The organism is Polystyrenella longa (genome assembly GCF_007750395.1).
In the GTDB taxonomy this organism is placed as follows: domain Bacteria; phylum Planctomycetota; class Planctomycetia; order Planctomycetales; family Planctomycetaceae; genus Polystyrenella; species Polystyrenella longa.
On the sequence record NZ_CP036281.1, the window covers coordinates 859,675 to 878,283 of the forward strand.

The 18,609-nt window shown below is 52.0% G+C and carries 20 protein-coding genes; 5 read left to right on the forward strand and 15 right to left on the reverse strand.

Going from position 1 to position 18,609, the window contains the following annotated elements; translation table 11 throughout:
* Positions 1-195 precede the first annotated feature (195 nt).
* From lepB to Pla110_RS03175, 4 genes are all read right to left on the reverse strand, one after another.
* Entirely contained in the window at positions 196-2,010 is a 1,815-nt protein-coding gene (lepB, locus tag Pla110_RS03160) for a signal peptidase I (RefSeq protein WP_197440472.1), read from the reverse strand.
* 254 nt (positions 2,011-2,264) lie between these two features.
* Complete coding sequence (locus Pla110_RS03165; RefSeq protein ID WP_144993126.1) at positions 2,265-4,097, reverse strand: S26 family signal peptidase; 1,833 nt, start codon at positions 4,095-4,097, stop codon at positions 2,265-2,267.
* 197 nt (positions 4,098-4,294) lie between these two features.
* Entirely contained in the window at positions 4,295-4,981 is a 687-nt protein-coding gene (locus Pla110_RS03170) for a hypothetical protein (protein ID WP_144993128.1), read from the reverse strand.
* Between the two features lie 102 nt (positions 4,982-5,083).
* Complete coding sequence (locus Pla110_RS03175) at positions 5,084-5,671, reverse strand: RHS repeat domain-containing protein (RefSeq protein WP_144993131.1); 588 nt, start codon at positions 5,669-5,671, stop codon at positions 5,084-5,086.
* 346 nt (positions 5,672-6,017) lie between these two features.
* Here Pla110_RS03175 and Pla110_RS03180 point away from each other — a divergent pair, with 346 nt between their 5' ends.
* The 3 genes from Pla110_RS03180 (at position 6,018) to Pla110_RS03190 (ending at position 8,584) form a co-directional block, all read left to right on the forward strand.
* Positions 6,018-7,274 carry a PQQ-binding-like beta-propeller repeat protein gene (locus Pla110_RS03180; RefSeq protein WP_197440473.1) on the forward strand — a complete coding sequence of 419 codons (1,257 nt, stop codon included), beginning with the start codon at positions 6,018-6,020 and terminating at the stop codon, positions 7,272-7,274.
* A 147-nt stretch (positions 7,275-7,421) separates the two neighbouring features.
* Positions 7,422-7,976 carry a nitroreductase family protein gene (locus tag Pla110_RS03185; protein ID WP_144993134.1) on the forward strand — a complete coding sequence of 185 codons (555 nt, stop codon included), beginning with the start codon at positions 7,422-7,424 and terminating at the stop codon, positions 7,974-7,976.
* Between the two features lie 56 nt (positions 7,977-8,032).
* Positions 8,033-8,584, forward strand: a complete 552-nt coding sequence (locus Pla110_RS03190) for an NUDIX hydrolase (protein ID WP_144993136.1) — start codon at positions 8,033-8,035, stop codon at positions 8,582-8,584.
* A gap of 246 nt (positions 8,585-8,830) precedes the next feature.
* Here Pla110_RS03190 and Pla110_RS03195 read toward each other — a convergent pair whose 3' ends face one another.
* Positions 8,831-9,781 carry a mannonate dehydratase gene (locus Pla110_RS03195; protein WP_144993139.1) on the reverse strand — a complete coding sequence of 317 codons (951 nt, stop codon included), beginning with the start codon at positions 9,779-9,781 and terminating at the stop codon, positions 8,831-8,833.
* Between the two features lie 65 nt (positions 9,782-9,846).
* Between Pla110_RS03195 and Pla110_RS03200 the strand changes: the two genes are divergently transcribed.
* On the forward strand, positions 9,847-10,965 hold the full coding sequence (locus tag Pla110_RS03200) for a BPSS1187 family protein (RefSeq protein ID WP_390620469.1): 1,119 nt from the start codon (positions 9,847-9,849) through the stop codon (positions 10,963-10,965).
* Between the two features lie 206 nt (positions 10,966-11,171).
* Here the strand turns inward: Pla110_RS03200 and trhP are convergent, their stop codons facing one another.
* From trhP to Pla110_RS03235, 8 genes are all read right to left on the reverse strand, one after another.
* Positions 11,172-12,557 carry a prephenate-dependent tRNA uridine(34) hydroxylase TrhP gene (trhP, locus tag Pla110_RS03205; RefSeq protein WP_144999573.1) on the reverse strand — a complete coding sequence of 462 codons (1,386 nt, stop codon included), beginning with the start codon at positions 12,555-12,557 and terminating at the stop codon, positions 11,172-11,174.
* A gap of 209 nt (positions 12,558-12,766) precedes the next feature.
* The gene (locus tag Pla110_RS03210; protein ID WP_144993142.1) at positions 12,767-13,249 is read right to left on the reverse strand and encodes a hypothetical protein; all 483 of its coding nucleotides are present in this window, start codon (positions 13,247-13,249) and stop codon (positions 12,767-12,769) included.
* A 26-nt stretch (positions 13,250-13,275) separates the two neighbouring features.
* A complete protein-coding gene (locus Pla110_RS03215; protein ID WP_197440475.1) occupies positions 13,276-13,857 on the reverse strand; it encodes a thioredoxin family protein in 582 nt (193 codons plus the stop codon).
* Between the two features lie 19 nt (positions 13,858-13,876).
* Positions 13,877-14,773, reverse strand: coding sequence for a hypothetical protein (locus tag Pla110_RS22495; protein ID WP_197440476.1), 897 nt, complete (start codon positions 14,771-14,773; stop codon positions 13,877-13,879).
* Entirely contained in the window at positions 14,770-15,186 is a 417-nt protein-coding gene (locus Pla110_RS03220; protein ID WP_144993148.1) for a hypothetical protein, read from the reverse strand. Before Pla110_RS03220 ends, Pla110_RS22495 begins: the two co-directional genes overlap by 4 nt.
* Positions 15,183-15,662: a hypothetical protein gene (locus Pla110_RS03225; protein WP_144993151.1), complete on the reverse strand. Its 480-nt coding sequence runs from the start codon at positions 15,660-15,662 to the stop codon at positions 15,183-15,185. The genes Pla110_RS03220 and Pla110_RS03225 overlap by 4 nt, the downstream gene beginning before the upstream one ends.
* 3 nt (positions 15,663-15,665) lie before the next feature.
* A complete protein-coding gene (locus Pla110_RS03230; protein ID WP_144993153.1) occupies positions 15,666-15,923 on the reverse strand; it encodes a hypothetical protein in 258 nt (85 codons plus the stop codon).
* Positions 15,874-16,146, reverse strand: a complete 273-nt coding sequence (locus Pla110_RS03235) for a hypothetical protein (protein ID WP_144993156.1) — start codon at positions 16,144-16,146, stop codon at positions 15,874-15,876. Before Pla110_RS03235 ends, Pla110_RS03230 begins: the two co-directional genes overlap by 50 nt.
* Positions 16,147-16,428: 282 nt before the next feature.
* Between Pla110_RS03235 and Pla110_RS03240 the strand changes: the two genes are divergently transcribed.
* Complete coding sequence (locus Pla110_RS03240; RefSeq protein WP_144993159.1) at positions 16,429-16,680, forward strand: GlsB/YeaQ/YmgE family stress response membrane protein; 252 nt, start codon at positions 16,429-16,431, stop codon at positions 16,678-16,680.
* A 283-nt stretch (positions 16,681-16,963) separates the two neighbouring features.
* On the opposite strand, the gene Pla110_RS22830 is transcribed toward Pla110_RS03240, so the two are convergent.
* Both Pla110_RS22830 and Pla110_RS22835 read right to left on the reverse strand, forming a co-directional pair.
* The gene (locus Pla110_RS22830; protein WP_231743001.1) at positions 16,964-17,611 is read right to left on the reverse strand and encodes a HEAT repeat domain-containing protein; all 648 of its coding nucleotides are present in this window, start codon (positions 17,609-17,611) and stop codon (positions 16,964-16,966) included.
* Positions 17,599-17,904: a hypothetical protein gene (locus Pla110_RS22835; protein ID WP_231743004.1), complete on the reverse strand. Its 306-nt coding sequence runs from the start codon at positions 17,902-17,904 to the stop codon at positions 17,599-17,601. Before Pla110_RS22835 ends, Pla110_RS22830 begins: the two co-directional genes overlap by 13 nt.
* Between the last annotated feature and the right edge of the window lie 705 nt (positions 17,905-18,609).

The window sequence follows — 18,609 nt, forward strand, 5'->3', positions numbered from 1 at the left end:
GGAAAGTGGGTGCAAAAGCTGTTAAAACCATGCAATGAGGCAGTTAAAATTAGCTCCAGACCGCCAAGATCTGCAGTTCCGCAGCTCAGTTTCCCTGATTCTGACTCGTCTGACAAGACAAGTTCGATGAGATTGTCGCCCGACACTATAGACGGACAGGTTTCAGTGGAATTCACTAACGAAAACGGACCGACTTCAGCGGATGCGTTTCATCTTGTCCAGTTGTGGTAGGAAGGGAAGAGAATAGGTTGGGTAGTCCGTTTTGTTGTTGAGATTGTCACGGTGATATCGGATCGGAAATCCTTTACCATCGTTACCAACGGGGACTCCATGCGGCCAGAAGATGTAAAATGCCTTGCCCACCAGTGCAGATTCTTTTACGGCGTGGCGGTTTTTCGCCGCTCGGTCATTTTCCCAAAGCCGGCTGTCTTTGCTGCGGGGGCTATTGTCGCCCATGACAAAATATTCATCATCAGCTAATGGGGCGAAGACGAGGGAATAGTCGTCGCTATTGTTGATGTAAATCTTCCACCAAGTTTCCGGATCGGTCCGGTGTGTATAGAGATTGGTGGAATCGTTCTCACCCATTCCGGTGATGGAGGGGTCGAGCGGGGTACCCCGATTGTCGTGTGATGCTTCCGCCCGATAATAGATATCTCTTTGAATCTTCAGATCGCTTACGACAACGTTGACTTCCCGAGCGGCAATTCCGGCAGGGACCAAGTCTCGTTCTCTAGGACCAGGGAATCCGGGTGTGTCGTATGTCAGAGGTTGATCAAAAGTGACCACGGAGTCGTTCACCCAGAGGACAAGGCGATTGTCGACGTTGGCAAAACGGATGTCGTATTCGTCGCCGGCTATCACTCCGCTATCAGCAGTTCCAAGCGCACGTGGTTCAGGATCTGCCAGAAAATGATCGATCATCTGAGCCTGAACTTGTCCTGTCTGGAGGTCGAACTGGCAGCGGTACTGACGAACTCCTTCGTTCAATTCGACGAGAAGTTCCGGTGAATTGCCGGCATCTCGGAGATCGGCGTTGAAGCTGAGGGTTAAATCGCCAACCCAATAGCGAGCCGGGTTGGGGACTTCACCTCCGCGACCTTGATCGAAAGAGGTTGTATTATAAGAGCAGAAGTCGAGTACCAACTGGGGAACAGGGTTTTGTACAAGCGGTCGGCCTGTTTCCAGATCGTCCCAGTCGCGAGAACTAGGGACGATGTGTCGGTATCGGAGCCAGGCGGTTTCGTCGGAATTGGTTCCATCGAGTTGATAAGCGGCACCACCATCAATCGTCTGCCAGCCTGTTGTGGATTCCACCCAACCATCGAGTTCGTCTTTGCCCGATTGTTGCTGCATACCGGTCCAGCGAAGCGGCCAACCGGCTTGATGCAGGGGGGTGGCACGATAGTTGTTATCGTAAACAGAGAGCTGGATATCCTGCTGTTTATCAGGATTCGCCTTACGTGCAATTGCCCAGGGATCTTGATTGGATTTCCGAGTGTAGATGTCACCTTGTTCAATTTTGATCGATTCCCCTGGTAAACCGATCAGGCGTTTAATGTAGCTGGTGTTCGGGCTTTCGGGATATTTGAAGACGATCACGTCGAAGCGGTCGGGGTCGGCAAACTCATATGAGAACTTGGTGACGAGAATGCGATCTCCATTGTAGACGTTGTCGTCACGGACATTTATGTCGTAACGGCAGTTGGGGCAGGTTGCCCAGTTGAGCCGAGCCTGCAGTCGTCCTGATTCCGAATCGACTTCGCTGCTCGCACCAATAGTAAATTCGTAATCACATTGGGAGCAGTAGACGTCTTTGTTTCGGCCCAGCAACGTGGGGGCCATCGAACCGGTCGGAATGATGAACGCTTCGGCGGCAAAGGCCCTGAACAGGAAAGCGAGGACGAAGGCGAAGACGATCGAGTCGAACGTCTCGCGGATTCCATCGTCGTGTTTCTTTTTGGCTGGGGCCTCGACGGTTTTGGAGTTCTTTTTCCGGGTGGTGCTCATATTTTAATCTCTGACTCGAAGGTCAGGTTTCTATTAAGATCTAATTCGGGATAAATTAGCGGTCCGCCGACTCGAAAGTTCTCGAAGACGTGGTTTTAGCCGCTAGAGGATCTGCCCGGAAACGAGGGTCATTTTTCAGGTTATTCGTTGCTTCTGTCCTGTGGTGGCAATGTTTCCCTACAAGTTCCTACGTTTTTTAAGAGATTCAGTTGGGATTCACTTGGGATTTCACTGCAAGAATGTAGGGGCGTATCTTAATGGATCAGTCGAATTCGGGCCAAGTCCGGGATACGAATGTTGAATCGATGCCCTCCAAGTTCTTCCGGGGCTGTTTGAGAGGGAAGATGGACAATCAGGGGACGACCGAGGAGGAAATTCCGCGGAACCCCGGGTTTAGTCCAGCAGCGGCTATCCCACGAACGCATGCTGTTGTCGCCCAGCATAAAATATTGGTTGCTGCCGATTTGGTAGGGAGTCGTGGTGGCGTGGCGGACGAGATCCGGGAAATCGGAACGATAATACAGGTCTCGGTACAAGCGTAGATCCTGCACATTGAAGACACCTTGGCGACCGGCGATCTCGACCGGGGTGCGTGCGTAGGATTGATGAGCGGAGGTGAAGGGGAGTGTCCAGGAGTCTAGCACCAGTTGCCCATCGACTGCGAGTAACAGGTGGCGATCGAAGGTCGACAACTCGATCAACCGACCTGAAGCGAAATCTCCTGCTGGCAGAGCGTGAGTGAGGATGGGTTGAAAGCTGTCTTTTAAAAACAGCTCGAACTCATTGCGAGCAAGATCGAAGACGACCTCGTACGAGTTGGCTCCCTCATGGAGTCGCAAAGCGAACTGGCCAGAGGGGGTCTCCGATTTCAGGCGGAGAGAGATCATCAGGTCATTCATAACCCGGGCGTGGTGCAGCAGTGAATTTGGGTTGTAACTGCTGAAGTCGGTGATGGGGGCGAGATGAGATTGCGCTTTGAGTTGCGACAGAGCCGCGATGTGTTCTGGGTTTTCCTTGTTTAACTTGGCAACCTTCTCGTACCAGTCATTCGTAAGCACACCATATATAGAGAGTTCATGATTTTCATTGTCGAACTGGACAGGGCAACCGCCAGTGGGCAATTGAAAGGGGAAGTCGAGGTCCTGTTCTTCAATTTTCTCGGGCTCTTCGAGCGAAGCTGAGGTCTCTGACTCTTCAGCCTCTTGTTGGTCCCGAGGTAGCGGAGGGAGGCCGATCTTGATTTCGGGTTTAGGGAGTGAAACCTGGGTGAGATGACTGCCGCCAACGGCCAGCCAATGTTGATACTGGAGCCACTGAAAGTTGGGCTCGGCTGAATCTGTCGTCGGAGTGAGAGTCCAGGAATAGTCGTCCGCAGAATAGGCCCAGCCTGTCGTCGCCCCCCGAGCCGGTTGCCAGCGAGAGCGAATCTCGTGTTGGGAATCGTGAAGGGTGGGGTGGCCTTCGTCATGGATCAGTTCCCGCAATTGACGCTGTTCAGTAAGCGTTTTGACGATTCGTGCTCCATTGATAAAGAGGTCTCCTTCGCTGAGGAGAATTGTTTCACCCGGTAGCCCTACGATGCGTTTGATATAGATTTCGTGTGGCTGGTCCGGGTTGCGAAACAGAGCGGGTTCAAACCGTTTCGGTTCACGAAAGTAGAACCCGCCTTTGTGAATCAGGATTTGATCGCCCTGGCTGGTGGCTGACTCTGTCAGCGGAATGCGCGGTTCACCACAGTTGGGGCAGGTCGTGAATTCTTCCTGCTTCGAGGAGAGTTCCTGATGAAAGGGGTTGGGGCTGGATTCGTCGAAGCTGGCCCCCACGGCGAAGGAGAACAGGCAGTGAGTGCAGTCGACCTGGGCGTGTGCCCCCTTGAGTGCCGTGGCCATGGAGCCGGTGGTGATAAGGTAACCCTCGACCTGGAAGGCTCGAATGAGGACGACGGCCAGCGCCAGAAAAACAATCGCCTCCATCAAGTGCCGCGCACGCGACATCATACCGGTGTTCGTCTGTGACGAACCGGGTGAAGACTCTGCGGTGGCAGAGGAAGGGGCAACTGGTGTAGGGCTGGCCGTATCCGAACGCAAAACCGACTCACTTCAAGCGAGGGCATTTTTAGCGGTCCTGAAACCCTCTGATGGCTCAATATCGCCCTTGATTAATAGGCTTTAGCGTGGCCTCAACCCGGTTTCAGGATGGGTTCTATTCCGTGGAACAAATTGAAGTGTAGTGAAAGGAGAGAGATGGAGCGAGAGGAAAGGGGGGCGTGGGCAGACTATTTCTATCACGTGCCGTTGATATCGACTTGCTTATAAATCGCTTCAATCTTGTTCTGTATATCATTCAGCTTGCTCTCCTCATCGACAGTTAAAGCTATGGACTCATCAGAATAGATGTGCTTTCTGAAGGCTGCGATAAGCGTGATGAAGTCCTCTAAAGTGCCTCGAATCATGTTCTCCCACGCATCGATAGGAGTAACGTATTCCGATACTACTTGGTACACATAGCCTAGCGGATCGAGGCTCTCGTCAAGTCCGAGATCACCAGCCCGATACGTGACTCGTGTCGGGCTGCTTCTGCCAGGTGAAACTGCCATTATAAACTGCGTCGCCACGCAGTCAGTCGTTTTTTGCATGACTACACTAACTTCATCCAGTCCCTGACAAAAAATGACTCCTTGCGATGAAGGCATCATGGCCACTTCCAATATCGCTTTTATCCATTCAGAAGCAGATATCGGCATGAAATATGGATCAATGTCGGCTTCGGTTTCTAGTTCGTCAACACTAAAGTACGGTTCTTGACTCAAATGCTCCACCATAACGTCTTCGATGAACGCTACCCATACATATTCATAATAAAAGACTTCACGAAATATGCCGGCGTATTCACAAAAATGATTGGCCACCCGAGAAAGTAAAACCAAACTCCCGGAATCATTTTCGTAAGCTATATTTGGAATTCTAGGCATAGCATGTTTCTGTTGTGATATTAGCGGAAAACACCTGCGTTAACCTGGGAGTTGAAAATATAACATGCTCTCAAATGATGCTCGCAGAAGTCAAGTATGAAGTTAAACCGTAAAGTCTAGTTTATCATTACGGAAATCGTTCTCGACATCACTCGGGTCACCGGTTGTCACGCGGGTTTTCGGGCCCGTCAGGTCGTCGTATTCATAGTTGAGGCTCCCTTCCGGCGAACTGATCTGCGTAATCCGGCCATCATCGTCGTACGTGTAGTACGTTGTGCCCCGGTCATCCGTCATACTCGTTTTGCGGTACTGGTCGTCGTAGGTGTATCTGACTGTTTCATCCGGCGTGTCAACATCGGGGTCGGCGGACGAGTTGAAGTATTGCAGTTCATCGAGCAGACCTTCGTCCGTGAAGATAGAATCAACCACGTTTCCTTCAAAGTCTTCGCTCCGGTAGTTTCGATCCTCCTCGTCGTACCAGTACTGTTCATTACCCGTGACGGGCAACGTCCGCGTCAGTTGCTGGTTCTGCTCATTGAAGGTGAAGTCCGTTTCCCGGTCGAGCGGATCGATGATTGAGCCCCGGAATCGCATTAAAGCATTGAAAACGACGGGCAGGAATCCGGTCTGACATTCGAGATTGTCAAGTAGGTGGCGGCCAAAACTTGAGTAATGAGGTATATGCTTCATGGGAAATAGGCGACATATTAGAATATGTCAATAAGTGTGAGGGATAGCGAGAACAAGGTTGATTAGAATCACTGTTTATAAATGTTCAATATGACATAGGTGACAATGTTTTAATACTATTTAATAGAGTGTGCTCGGACCGCGGCCGGTTTATGTTGGAGGGAACTCATTAAAAAAGCCAATGAAAAAACTTTAGGTGGATCTTCTATGGATTGGCTTCTAGGTGCGTAAGTGGATTGTTGAGAAAATCAAAAGAGCCCGATGGCGAATTGGAGCGGGCTACTATAATGGCTTGTTCTCATGGATTTCCCTTACAATAGAGGATTCCCTCATAAGGAGTGGTGCTGTGGAAGTTTGTTCCGGTCGACTTATTGCGTTTAATTTACTGGCGTTCTCTACTTGTATTGCTTCGGTAATTGCGGCGGGAGAGAAAACGACATGGCCTGAGTGGCGCGGTGAAGGACGGGACAGCATTTTACAGGGAGTCGAGTGGCCTGATCAAATCAATGAGGATTCGTTGCGGCTGCAATGGCAAGTTGAATTGCAGCCAAGTTATTCGGGACCCATCGTCACCGGGGATCGCGTTTTAGTCACTGAGACTGTTGATAAAAAGGACGAACGAGTCAGGGCTCTTGATCGACAAACGGGTGATGAACTATGGACTGACCGTTGGCCGGGATCGTTATCGGTTCCGTTTTTTGCAATGCAGAACGGAAGCTGGATCCGGGCGACTCCAATTTATGACGAGGGTCGATTGTATGTTCCCGGGATTCGAGATTTCCTCGTCTGTCTGGATACCGAAACGGGGGAGCGATTGTGGGAAATGGATTTCGTTAAAGAGTACGATGTGTCGTTACCCGGCTTTGGATGCGCCAGTTCTCCACTCATTGAGGGGGACTTTCTATATATTCAGGCAGGGGCCGGGTTTGTCAAAGTCAATAAACGAACCGGAAAGCCAGAGTGGCGGGTATTGGTTGACGAAGGGGGCATGCACGGTTCGGCATTTTCGTCACCGGTGGTGGCGGAGATCAATGGTCAGAAACAGATCGTCGTGCAGACGCGGACTGAGTTGACGGGGCTCTCATTAGAAACGGGCAAGGCTTATTGGTCGCAGGAAGTTCCCGCTTTTCGAGGGATGAATATTCTGACGCCTCTAGTTCAGGGCAACGAAGTCTTCACGAGCACCTACGGCGGAAAAACTTGGCTTTATCAAATCAATCAAGGCGAATCGGGCAGTCAAGTTGACGTCGTCTGGCAGGCCAACCAGCAGGGGTATATGTCGTCCCCGATCTTGATCGACGGTTATATTTATCATCATCTCAAGAACCAACGTTTTACATGCTACGACTGGAAAACGGGAGAGCAACAGTGGACGACGGAACCATTTGGTAAATACTGGAGCATGGTGGCGGCTGGTGACAAAATTCTCGCGTTGGATCAGAAAGGCGACTTGCTTCTCATTCGGGCCAACCCAGAGAAGTTTGAGTTGCTGGACAAACGGCATCTCACTGACGATACGACTTGGGCTCATCTGGCGGTGTGTGACGATCAGGTATTCGTCCGCTCGCTGGCCGCACAGATGGTGTACCAGTGGACGAAGTGATTTCGGTCGTCTGGTAAATTACGGGGATGAATGTGATCTCGGCGGTATTGGTCGGTTTGACGGTGGGCATTGCTGTCGGACAGTTTTATAATGAGAATTGTAAACCTCGTTTTTGACTCGCTCCTGTTTGAATGCACGATCCTTATTATGCCTGAAATGTCTTTGCCTGAATTGCTGGTTTCGCGTCGTACGATTCATCAGTTTCGGACGGATCATCCGCCGGAGGAGTTGATTGAGCAGGCACTCGAACTCGCGAGGTGGGTGCCGAATCATAAGAAGACCGAACCATGGAGGTTCTATTGGTTGGGGGCGGAGGCGCGTCAGGCGGTTGTTGATTTGAACTGCGAGATGCTGGTGGAGACCAAAGGGGCGAAACGAGCTGAGGAAAAACGGAAAAGTTGGGAGGAAAAACCGGGGTGGATCGTGGTGACGGCGCCCTATAATGAAGACCCGGTCCGGCAGCAGGAGGACTATGCTTCGTGTTGTTGCGCGATTCATAACTTCGCCCTCTTTTTGTGGTCACATGAGATCGGCGTGAAATGGACGTCTGGACCGGTAACTCGCGATCCGCAATTACTGAAGATTATCGGAGCGGAACTAGAACGGGAATATTGCGTGGGTCTCCTCTGGTATGGTTACCCAGAGATGATTCCCCAGCAGAACCGGCAGCCCTTGAGTGACGTGTTAATTCGAGTTCCCTGAATCCTGGATGAAATCCAAGGTGATATGGGTTTGCCCCAGGAGATGAACTGAAGACGATGGTCAGTTACTGTCCCGAAGAACATGGTTTTGAAAAGAAGGTTCCGTGCGGGGATGATAAGCAGCGGTATGTCTGCCGCGACTGCGATTGGGTCCATTACGAGAACCCGAAGATCATCGTCGGCGCCGTCTGCACGTGGGAAAACAAAATCCTGATGTGCCGGCGCGGGATTGAACCTCGAGTCGGATATTGGACGATTCCCGCCGGGTTTATGGAAGAGGGCGAAACCGCAGAGCAAGGGGCAATTCGCGAAGTGTTCGAGGAATCGGAGGCCCGGGTGCAAGCGAACGCCTTGCTGGCGATATATTCGATTCCACGGATCAGCCAGGTGCAGATGTTCTATCGTGCGGAGATGCTGAGCCCCGAGATCGGGATCGGGATTGAAAGCCTGGAAACTCGTTTGTTTGATTGGAACGAGATCCCCTGGAACGAGTTGGCGTTTCCGACGGTCAAGTGGGTGCTCGACCATTATCAACAATCGCGAGAGTTGACGAACTTCGCGCCGTTTACGGTCCCTGCAGATCAGGTGGATTGGTTGGCGGGGAAGTAAGATCTGAATGACATAGGGTTCTGAGATGTTTGAGGCGGGTGCCCCAGACAATCTTGAAAAGTTGTCTGGGTGCCGCTGGAACACAATGTGGTGAATTGTCTCAAGTGTGACATGGTGAGGGGAGCAATTCCAATCGAACTGAATTCTATGCTTGAGTGTTGCTGCGCAACCCAGACAACACTCCGTGATTGTCTGGGCCACCCGATTGGTATTGTCTGGGCTTTACACTTCCAAAGTGTAAACAGCTTATTCCGTTGCGTGCATTAAGCCGCGGATGTAACCGTAGGCGAAGAGGCGGCCCAGCATGGTGTAGCCTGGTTCGCCTCCTTCTTCGCGGATGAGTTGGGGGACGTGGTCGGGGCGAAGGGGGCCGGTGAAGTTGACTTCGCGGTAGGCACGCATCGCGGCGGCCATGTCCGTTTGACCGGCGTCGTGGAACGTCTCGGTGAATTCTTCTTTGGAACCGACGATGTCGCGGAAGTGGACATACTTGATTCGAGAGCCCAGTCGTCGAATCGCGTTGGGAATGTCGACTCCCATTTCGGCGAAGGTGCCCTGGCAGAAACAGATGCCGTGTGCGGCGCTGGAATTCATTTCGAGGAGACGTTCGAAGTTCTCGACCGAATTCATGATCCGGGCTCTGCCCTGAAATTCTGCGAGAGGAGGGTCGTCTGGGTGCATAGCGAGGGCGACGTTGTTTGCTTCTGCGATGGGGATGATCTGGTTGAGGAACTCTTCCAGATTTTTCCAGAGTTCATCGGTGGTGATCGACTTTGTGTCGGAGGAGTCTTCCTTCAAGTTGAGAGAGACGGCTTGTTTGGCGGCTTGCAGATTGAAGCGGGTGGTGAGGGCGCCACCACGGGTGGGGGCGGCGATGTCGGTGCGAACCCAGTCGGTGCCCGCCATGAAGTTGTAGCAGAGGACGGGAATTTTCGCTTTGCCCATGAATTCGATGAGCGTAGTCAGTTCGGCAAGGTCCTCGTCCCGATTATCGTTGCCAAGCTTGATGTTCTCGATGGGAAGATACCCTTCGATGGCGCAAACATGCATCCCGGCAGCTTCGACGTGTTGTTTGTGTTCGACTAGCAGAGAGAGATCGGAACCGGGGTAGCGAAGGGTGACATCGGTGACTCCGCATTGTGCGGCCAGAGTCAGGTTGGTGTGATCAAGCGGAGTGAGGACAGTGGCAAGTCGCATGGGGTGCTCCCGAGAAATCTATCAGACGGCTGCTGGTCAACAGGGGGTTTTGATGATTAGTATGGATGATCATACCATACTTGACCCATTCGACCCACCTGAGAGAAAGTCTGCTGATGTTTCCTCGTCTGTTTTTGAGCCTATCGTTGGTTCCTGTTCTGTTTGCTGCTTCAGCGTTTGCTAACGAACCTTTTGAATATCAGGATATTAATCCGCAGCAGTACAACCTTTCTGCTCGGGCAAGTGAAATTGATCCGCGAGCGAAAGAGTATCCCGAGATCAAATTCGTATTTGGATCGAAGGAGAAACCACAGGATGTGGAGCATGCGTCGGTCGATACCTCGGTGACGCCCCGCGGTAAACTGGTGATCTGGATGATGGGACATAATCAGGCGTTGTTTGATCGACTTTCCAGTTATGGTCTGCATGCCATTCAGGTTCAATATGCACGGGCCTGGTTTGGAATTCTTGCCCAGGGAAATCCGGTGGGCGAACATGCTCGCGGGAATATTCGCTTGGAAGCGGCGACGGGGGAAGACTTCAGCGATGAGCTCGATTTAGCGAAACCAGACGGAATGGAAGAACGGGCTTTGCAGTTTGTGAAATGGTTGGCGAAAGAAAACCCGGAAGGAAACTGGGAGTACTTCATCAATGAGGCGGGAGATGAGTTGCGTTGGGAAGATGTGATCATGTCCGGTGCGTCACACGGTTCCACGACGTCGGCCCGCTTCGCCAAACATCAAAAAGTGAGCCGCGTGGTGGCATTATGCGGTCCGCGGGATCAGTACCAGGTTTGGCAATCACTCCCTTCGGCAACACCCGAAAATAGATACTTCGGATTCTCCCATGTTTTAGATTCGGGTTGGATCGATGATCATTACTGTCGCTCGTGGGAGCTGATCGGTCTAAATGAATTTGGGCCGATTGTGAATGTCGACGAGAACAAAACCCCGTATGGAAATACGCGGCGTTTGATTACGGACTTCGACGTGATGGGGAATAATGGTCGCGCCCACTCCAGCGTGGTGCCAGGAAGATCGGCTGGAAAAGATGCCGATGGGAACTTCATTCATGAGGATGTGTGGCGGTATCTTTACACGCATCCGGTAGAAGAGGTGGGCGATCCGACACCGCTGGATAACTCTTGTGTGAAAGATCAACGGGCGAATCTGGGAGAGAAGTAGAGGGTGGCCGTTTATCTTCAGAAGGTTGGCTCAGATAATCACGATGTGTTGTCTCTGTGGCGAAGACACACAAAGTGTAGTGAGTTATCTCAAGTGTGACATGCTGAAGGGAGCAATTCCAGTCGAACTGAATTCTATGCTTGAGTGTTGCTGCGCAACCCGCTTTTGGATCGTCAGAGTCACCCCTTGGGGGTCTACATAAGACGCTAGACGAATTTCATGAGTAGGGCGAATTCGCCGGCGTGGCCTTGGAGGGCTTCGCGGATTTCCTCGGAGACGTTGCCTTCGAGGGGGATTTTGCGGAAGTGGCCGCTGCCGGGGGCGACTTCTTCAGGGTTGCCTTTGACGTCGAACATCTGGTTGAGGGTGAAGCGAACGTTACCGGCGGGGGTCATCAGTTCGACTTCTTCACCGACTTCGAATTTGTTTTTGACTTCGACGGTTAAGAAGTCGTTGTCGACTTCGATGACATCGCCGACGAACTTCTGCTGGTTAGCGACAGAGCGACCATGTTCGTAAGTTTGCATTTCGTTGGGCATGTGGCGGCTGTAGAAAGCATCGGTGTAACCTCGGTTGGAGAGGCTGTCGAGCATCGTCATCAGGTCGCCGTCGAACTCTTTGCCGGCGACGGCGTCGTCGATTGCTCGACGGTAAACCTGAGCCGTGCGGGCGGCGTAGAAGAAGGACTTGGTACGGCCTTCGATCTTCAAAGAACTCATCCCCATGTCGCAGAATGTTTTCACATGCTGGATGGCGCGGAGGTCTTTGGAGTTCATAATGTACGTGCCGTGTTCGTCTTCGTAAGCGGGCATCAGATCGCCGTGGCGTCCCGCCTCTTCGAGAAGGAAGACTTCATCAGAAAGTGGGTTCTGTTCGACGATGGGAAGATCAGGATAGGAAGGTCCGTCGTTGGCAAGAGAAAGGGCGGGTTGAGGGTTCTTGAGGACGATGTCCCCTTCCATATTCTGTTCCGCTTCGTTGACTTTGTATTCCCAGCGGCAGGCGTTGGTACACGCGCCCTGGTTAGAGTCGCGATAACTCATATAGCCCGAAAGCAGGCAGCGTCCGGAGTAGGCAATGCAAAGGGCACCGTGGACGAAAACTTCGAGTTCCATTTCGGGGCATTCTTCGCGCATTTCGGCGATCTCTTTCAGGGAGAGTTCGCGTGAGAGGATGATGCGCTCGAGGCCGAGCTTCTGCCAGAATTTCACAGTCGCGTAGTTGACGCAATTCGCCTGGACGGAGAGGTGTACTGGGGTGTCGGGGAAGGCTTCGCGAACCATCATAATGAGACCGGGATCGGACATGATCAGCGCGTCGGGCTGCATGGCGATGACAGGTTCCATGTTTTTGATGTAAGTGCGTACCTTCAAGTTGTGCGGCGAAATATTGCTGGCGATATAGAATTTCTTACCCAGGCTGTGCGCTTCGGTGATGGCGTCGGCCATCACTTCCAATTTGGAGAACTCATTTTCGCGGACGCGCAAGCTGTAGCGAGGCTGGCCAGCGTAAACGGCATCGGCTCCATAGGCATAGGCGTAACGCATTGCTTTGAGGGAACCAGCGGGGGAGAGGAGTTCGGGTTTCTTCATCATCAGTCCAGTCTCGAACGGGTGAGAGGGAGTATTCTCGGGTTCGGTGTGTAAGGTTATGGAGCCGGTATGATAATGACTGGACGTGCCGACAACCACTGGAAAATCGGTATGGGAATAACAGATAGCCACAGATAAACGCTGTTTTTACGCCGCTGTGTTGAGGTGGGACGGAAACGGGAAAATGGGACGAAGATGTCTCGAACAGGTTATTCAAGGCCGATTTTGATGTCGGGGAAGCCATCAAGGAGCAATTGGAGCTGATTTCGCTCGAGGATGAGGCCCGTGGCGATCGGTTTGATGCGGGCAATTTTGGCGTCGAGAATGAGCTGAATCCCGGGACTTAGCCGGAATGCGATGCTATTAGAGGAACGTTGATATTCGATTTTTCCCGTGGGGTCGAGCTTGAAAGCGACTCCCTCAATCAGCTCGACAGAGTCGTTGTCGATCAATTCGAATAGAAACTGGACCGCTCCGAGCCAACCTTGAATAGTGGCGACTTGAAAACCGACGATCGGTTCATTGCCCGGTAAGGTAAAACATTGCTGGATGGCGGTGCCGAGTTGGTGTTTCAGATTCATCTGGCTTCTCTTTTTATTGATGTATTCATTGCGTGAGTATTGGCGTTCGGTCCATTCTGCGAGGAAGGCGCCGATTAGAACGGAAGTGATGACGACATAAATCTCCTGCATGGTTCTACCTCTGTCGGGCTTCTGCGTCAGAGGGCGTTGACCCAGTTGGCAAAGGGGATGGCGTTGAGATAGCCCGTACGGCGAGCGAGTTCCTGACCATTTCGCAGAACGACGAAAGTGGGGACAGCGTGGACGTGGTACTGGAGACGTAAGTCGGAACGATGGTCGATGTCGATGACGGTGAGCCAATCGTCATTCCAGTCTTGCGCTCTCAGGGCGGGGAGTTCCTGCTCACGCCAACGCTGACAAGGAGGGCACCAGGTGGCGGTGAAATAGAGGACCTGTTTTGTGGGTGGCGATGCTACTGATGTTGTCGGTTTCTGGCGGCAGTGGTCGCATTCACAGTCACTTGAGCAAACGCATTCACCACTCGCACAGTCACACGTCTCTTCAAAAAATTCTGGAGGCGGTGTCTCCGTAAGAATGACTGTGAGTAGGATCAGTCCGTGGTATCGGGCGGATTCCCAATCGTCGTTTCTGCTGGTGGGGGAGCAACCAGAATTGAGCAGGACCATGCAAGTGACAACACAAAGAGCGAGAAGACCAGAAATCCGACGATCTGCAGGATCGAAAGCACGGGGCTTGGAGTTTGGTGATATCGTTTCCATTGATTTTGTTCTTTCTTCATCAAACAAAGTTCCAGCGAAGTCGTTGTTCTGGGAAACCCTGAAACTGGGAATAGGCAAAGAGCTCGCCGCGTTGGAAAGCGCGTTCCAAGACTTCGGGACGGCATTTGAGCGATCCGGCAGGCCAGGGTTCACCTGTTTCCGGATCAAGAATAGTGCCGTGGACGTTGCCCCAACTGTTGAGGGGGGACCACCACGGTTCGGGACCATCGCTGATACCGTGGATCATCATCTGATGATGCCAGGTGTCGGTTTGTTCGTGGTAACCATCGCGACCCGGCTTCATGCTGAAGCCCAGGTCAGAAGCGATTGTGACCGGGTATCCGTTTCCAATGGCGTCGACGAGTTCCGACCAGCTGTGGATCGGTGAGGTCGTTTGAATGAGATGGTCGTCTCCCACATCGACCCAGCGGGAGCAGTCTCTTTGGCCATCACCCCATTCGTCGGCGAGCTTTCCTGAGTAGGTGGGAAGTCCATCAAGTCCGGTGGGAATGGTGCCGTATTTTTCTACCGCTTTCGCCATCCAGGAACCGACTGAACCGGCGCGGCCTTGGAGTTTGTTGTTACCAATGAGAACGCGGCCGGTGTAATAGAGGTAGGGAGGGAAAATCGGATTGAAGACTTCCAGGTCGCCATTAGCGATTTCAATACAGGCAAGGTATTCGATGGCATTCTTGGCACCGAAGCTGACGCAGTCGCCAGTTTTCTGGGGATAATTCTGGGAGTCTTTACCGATGATTATTCGGGTGAAATCCCAGAGACGGTAAGTGCCGCCTGCTTTACTCTCGGTGGTGCCGGCGATTTGAAACTGGGGGAATTGATCGCCGATCTGTTCCATTGATTGTTTGGCTTCGGCTTCTCCTGCCCAACCGCAAAGCTTGTTGATGTTCCTATTCATCTTGCGGCGTCCTTAGCCCCCAGGGCGATTTGAATGAAGAGGGCAGCGATGTCCGTTCGTCGATCCATGATGGTCTGATGGGGTGAACCGAGCAGGGGGTTTAAGACTTCTTCGTGTGTCTTGGTGAAGTTGGGATACTTACCGGTTGGCCAGTTCGACAGAGCGAACAACTTTTCGATTTGTTGATTGAGCTCGCCCGCGTTTGCTGCCTGGAGTTGATCGCTCTCGATGTAGTCCGCTGCGGCCATGTAGATGCCATAGATCTGAAGAGAGTCTTCGCGGGCGGCACCTTCGAGTGATGTTGCGATGAGAGACCGGGTATTACCTGCCGGTTCCGGGGGGATGTCGAGAAGATTTGAAGATTGTAGGCAACCGATGAATGCGAGACAGCACAGTGAAAATAAGGGTTTCATCCTTCGGTGTCCTCCGGTTCCGGCTTTTGGTGTTTAAGCAACCGCTCGAATAGTTGTGTGCAAAGTTGGATGCCCTGGTTGTCGTTGCGATGGGCGAACTGGAGACCGATTTCGTGAAGGTCGCAGAAGTGTTCGGTCTCGGTTTTCGTTTGCACCGATTCGGTAGGTGATTCTTCGGGATCTACAAACTGGTTGAGTAACCGCGCGAGCAGGTCACCGAGGAGAGGCCATTTAGAGTTGATCCAGGGGATGAAGAGGGCGGAGAGTGAAAGCAGAATCTTGATGTACTCAGGATTGATTTCAACGCTTCCCGCCTGGACGACGTTTCCACTGCCTGAGTTGTAGCCCATGGCAGTGAAGACCATGAAGATGGTGACTCCCACACCTATGGCGACGAACCAGATGAGGGGACCTTTAGGATGGAGTTTGTTGGTAGTATTGCGTTTGTTCTCAGGGTTGAACTTATGGCTGGTCATGGTTTAGTTCCCTTCCATGTTGTCGAAGAACCATTTCCGGGCAAGGTTGACGCCGATGGAAAGAAGCCACCAGATTGCTACCGGCGGTATTCCATCGACGACATTGGAGTCGCCGTATTGGTGGTTGATGATGTTGACGGTGTCACCCAAGAGGCCGAAGGCCTGGGCAAAGAAAGTCAGGATTGCCGCGATGCCGGCGATGAGGGCTCCTTTAGTGATCTTCACAAGGTCCGTTGAGTCGAGTGCGTACTTCCTGCTCATGTTTTTTCTCCGTGACTGCTGAGTGAATTTCATCGATCTTGGTGAGCTGGTTGCTCAGTTGATCGAGGAAGGTGATATGACGATCTACGATTCGCTGAACGTTCGGCTCCAGAATCTCGAGTGCTTTCAGCCCGAGTTGGTAACCTCCGAAAGTGAGCGCGCAGAGAAAGACAGCGGGGAATCCGATTGTCTGGGTCAGCGTGACCAGGGCGTCGACATCCATCGAGAGATGCTCCTTTAAGTAAGACGGTTTGAAGGAAAAGATCTTCAAACAGACGTTCATGGACCGTGGTGAAACACGGGTGACGTCTTACTGGGGGCGAAGCGATTGCGCGGATGGAGCTAAAGAGAAGTGTGCCAGAGGGATAGGGGGCTGATGCGGAGTGCGCTGACGGAGGAGAACCTGTCTGATTCCTCTGACTATTTTGTTGACTTCGGACGAGAAGAGTCGTAACGTTTGACCAGGAAAGTATCTGTATCTTTGAATAAAACCGGGAGTGGATTAATGGGAATTTTGTCGTGGATTCTGTTTGGCTTGATCGCGGGTGTGTTGGCGAAGTGGATTATGCCCGGGAATGATCCGGGCGGCTGTATCGTGACGATCATTCTGGGAGTGGTAGGCGCATTCGTCGGTGGGTATATCGGAACGTTCCTGGGGATGGGCACCGTCGATGGATGGGATATCCGCAGTTTCTTCCTGGCGGTGATTGGTGCGATAGTGCTGTTGGCGATTTATCGGTTCATTAAGAAACGGTAGTGGTGGGTTGACTGACGAGAGTGTGGAGAGGCAACGACGACGATGAGGTTTAATGAGTCATCGAAGACTTCTTCTCAAGATCACGAATACATCGTCACCGTGAGTTTTGTTTAGGGATGGTGGTGCCTTCCGACCCAATGATTCACACACCGTGTTTATTTCAGTCTACAAACGCGAAAAAGGCCGTCACAATTTCTTGTGACGGCCTTTCGTCGTTTAGCATCAGCTGAGAGTAGTTCAGAACAGTTTATGTTCTGCTTGCTTTCAGATTACCTTTTCAAGATTAGTTGACCAGGCTGAACAGTCCAGCAAGTCCTTTAGCGGAAGATTTTCCGTTTGAAGACTGGTGACTACGGATACGGCTTGGGAAGTAAGCTTCGGGTGATTCTGGCGGAGCCGGAGTCGGTTCGACAGCTTTAGGTTCAGCCGGTGCAGCAGGAGCAGTCGACGGTGCGACAGTTCCGGTGCTGTAGCTGGTAGCACATGCTGTGGTGCAGCAAGGATCGCAGCAGCCATCAACAATTTCGTATCCACAAGCTTCCAGAGCTTCTTCAGCCTGACGAACAACACCACGGTCACAGTCACCGAGTGAGCAAGTCAGAGCAGCTGTCAGCTCAGGGCTGCAGCAGCAAGGGTTTTTGCGGAGCTGGTCGCCGATTTCATCAGCAGCTTCTTTACGAACATCTTCGTCAGAGTCGTTCAGAGCGTAGATGAAAGCAGTCATGATTTCTGGGTTACAAGCACAGTTGAAGTTGTCACCCAGTTCATCGATAGCACTTTTACGGTCTTTAGCGTAGCAAGCAGTCTGAGACTGATAGATCAGCTTAGCAATTTCGCAAGGATCAGCATTGCAGCAGGTTGTGGTGCAGCAATCAGTCGCTGTTCCGCAGCAAGATTTATTGTGACCGAAAAGGCCAGTCAGTCCATCCAGACAGTTGGAAGCACCTTTGAAGAATCCACCATGTGAACATCCACCAGTTGAACATCCACCAGTTGAACAGCAAGCAGCTTCAGGAGCACAGCAGCTGGGTCCGGGGCAGCAAGCAGCTTCAGGAGCACAACAGTTGGGTCCTGAAGAAGGGCAGCATGCAGCTTGAGGAGCACAGCAGCTGGGATCAGCTGGGCAGCAAGTCGCTTCGGGTGCACAGCAGCTAGGGTCCGGGCAGCAAGTCGCTTCGGGAGCACAGCAGCTGGGGTCCGGGCAGCAAGTTGCTTCCGGTGCACAGCAAGAAGCTTCAGGAGCACAGCAAGTTGGAGCTGTGTCGCAACATCCACCTTTATTGTGGCTGAACAAGCTGCCTAGTTTATCCAGGCAGGAAGTTGGAGCACAGCAGCTGGGAGCAGCCTCACAGCAGCAGGGTGGTTTAATATCGGAGCACTTACGTTGGTAAGTGTAGACATTGGATTTACAAGGTCGAGTAATCGTAGGTTTACAACACTCAGGCTGACATGTAGACGCACAACCACAGCTTTTGTGACTTCCGAGAAGTCCATCGAACAAGCTTCCGGCTTGCACGCCTGTGGTCAGACCTAAAGTCGCCAAAATCGCGAAATATAATCTGAACTGTTTCATAAGAAAAGCATCTCCTTCCGTTGGGATCCTTTGAAGGCCGTCCTTACCTATTATAAAAGTCGGTACTTCGACTCGAGGCGGTCTTCTAAATAGGCGTTTCAAAGTTCGTCTGGCCATTCTCAACCGCCGCAACGCGCGTCGCAAAGATTAAGAAGCCCCGACTCATCCATGAAAAATAGGTTAGGCGGCGAAAACGTTTTCACCGTTGATATAGAATTGAGTCCTCTTCGAATAATCGTTTCCTGGATCATGATTCTCGAAAACGCGATTTCCAGGTTGTCAACGAAAATTGTATTGAGAGTATTTTGATTGACTCGAAGAGTACTTTCTATGTCGGACTGACCTTGACTATCGTC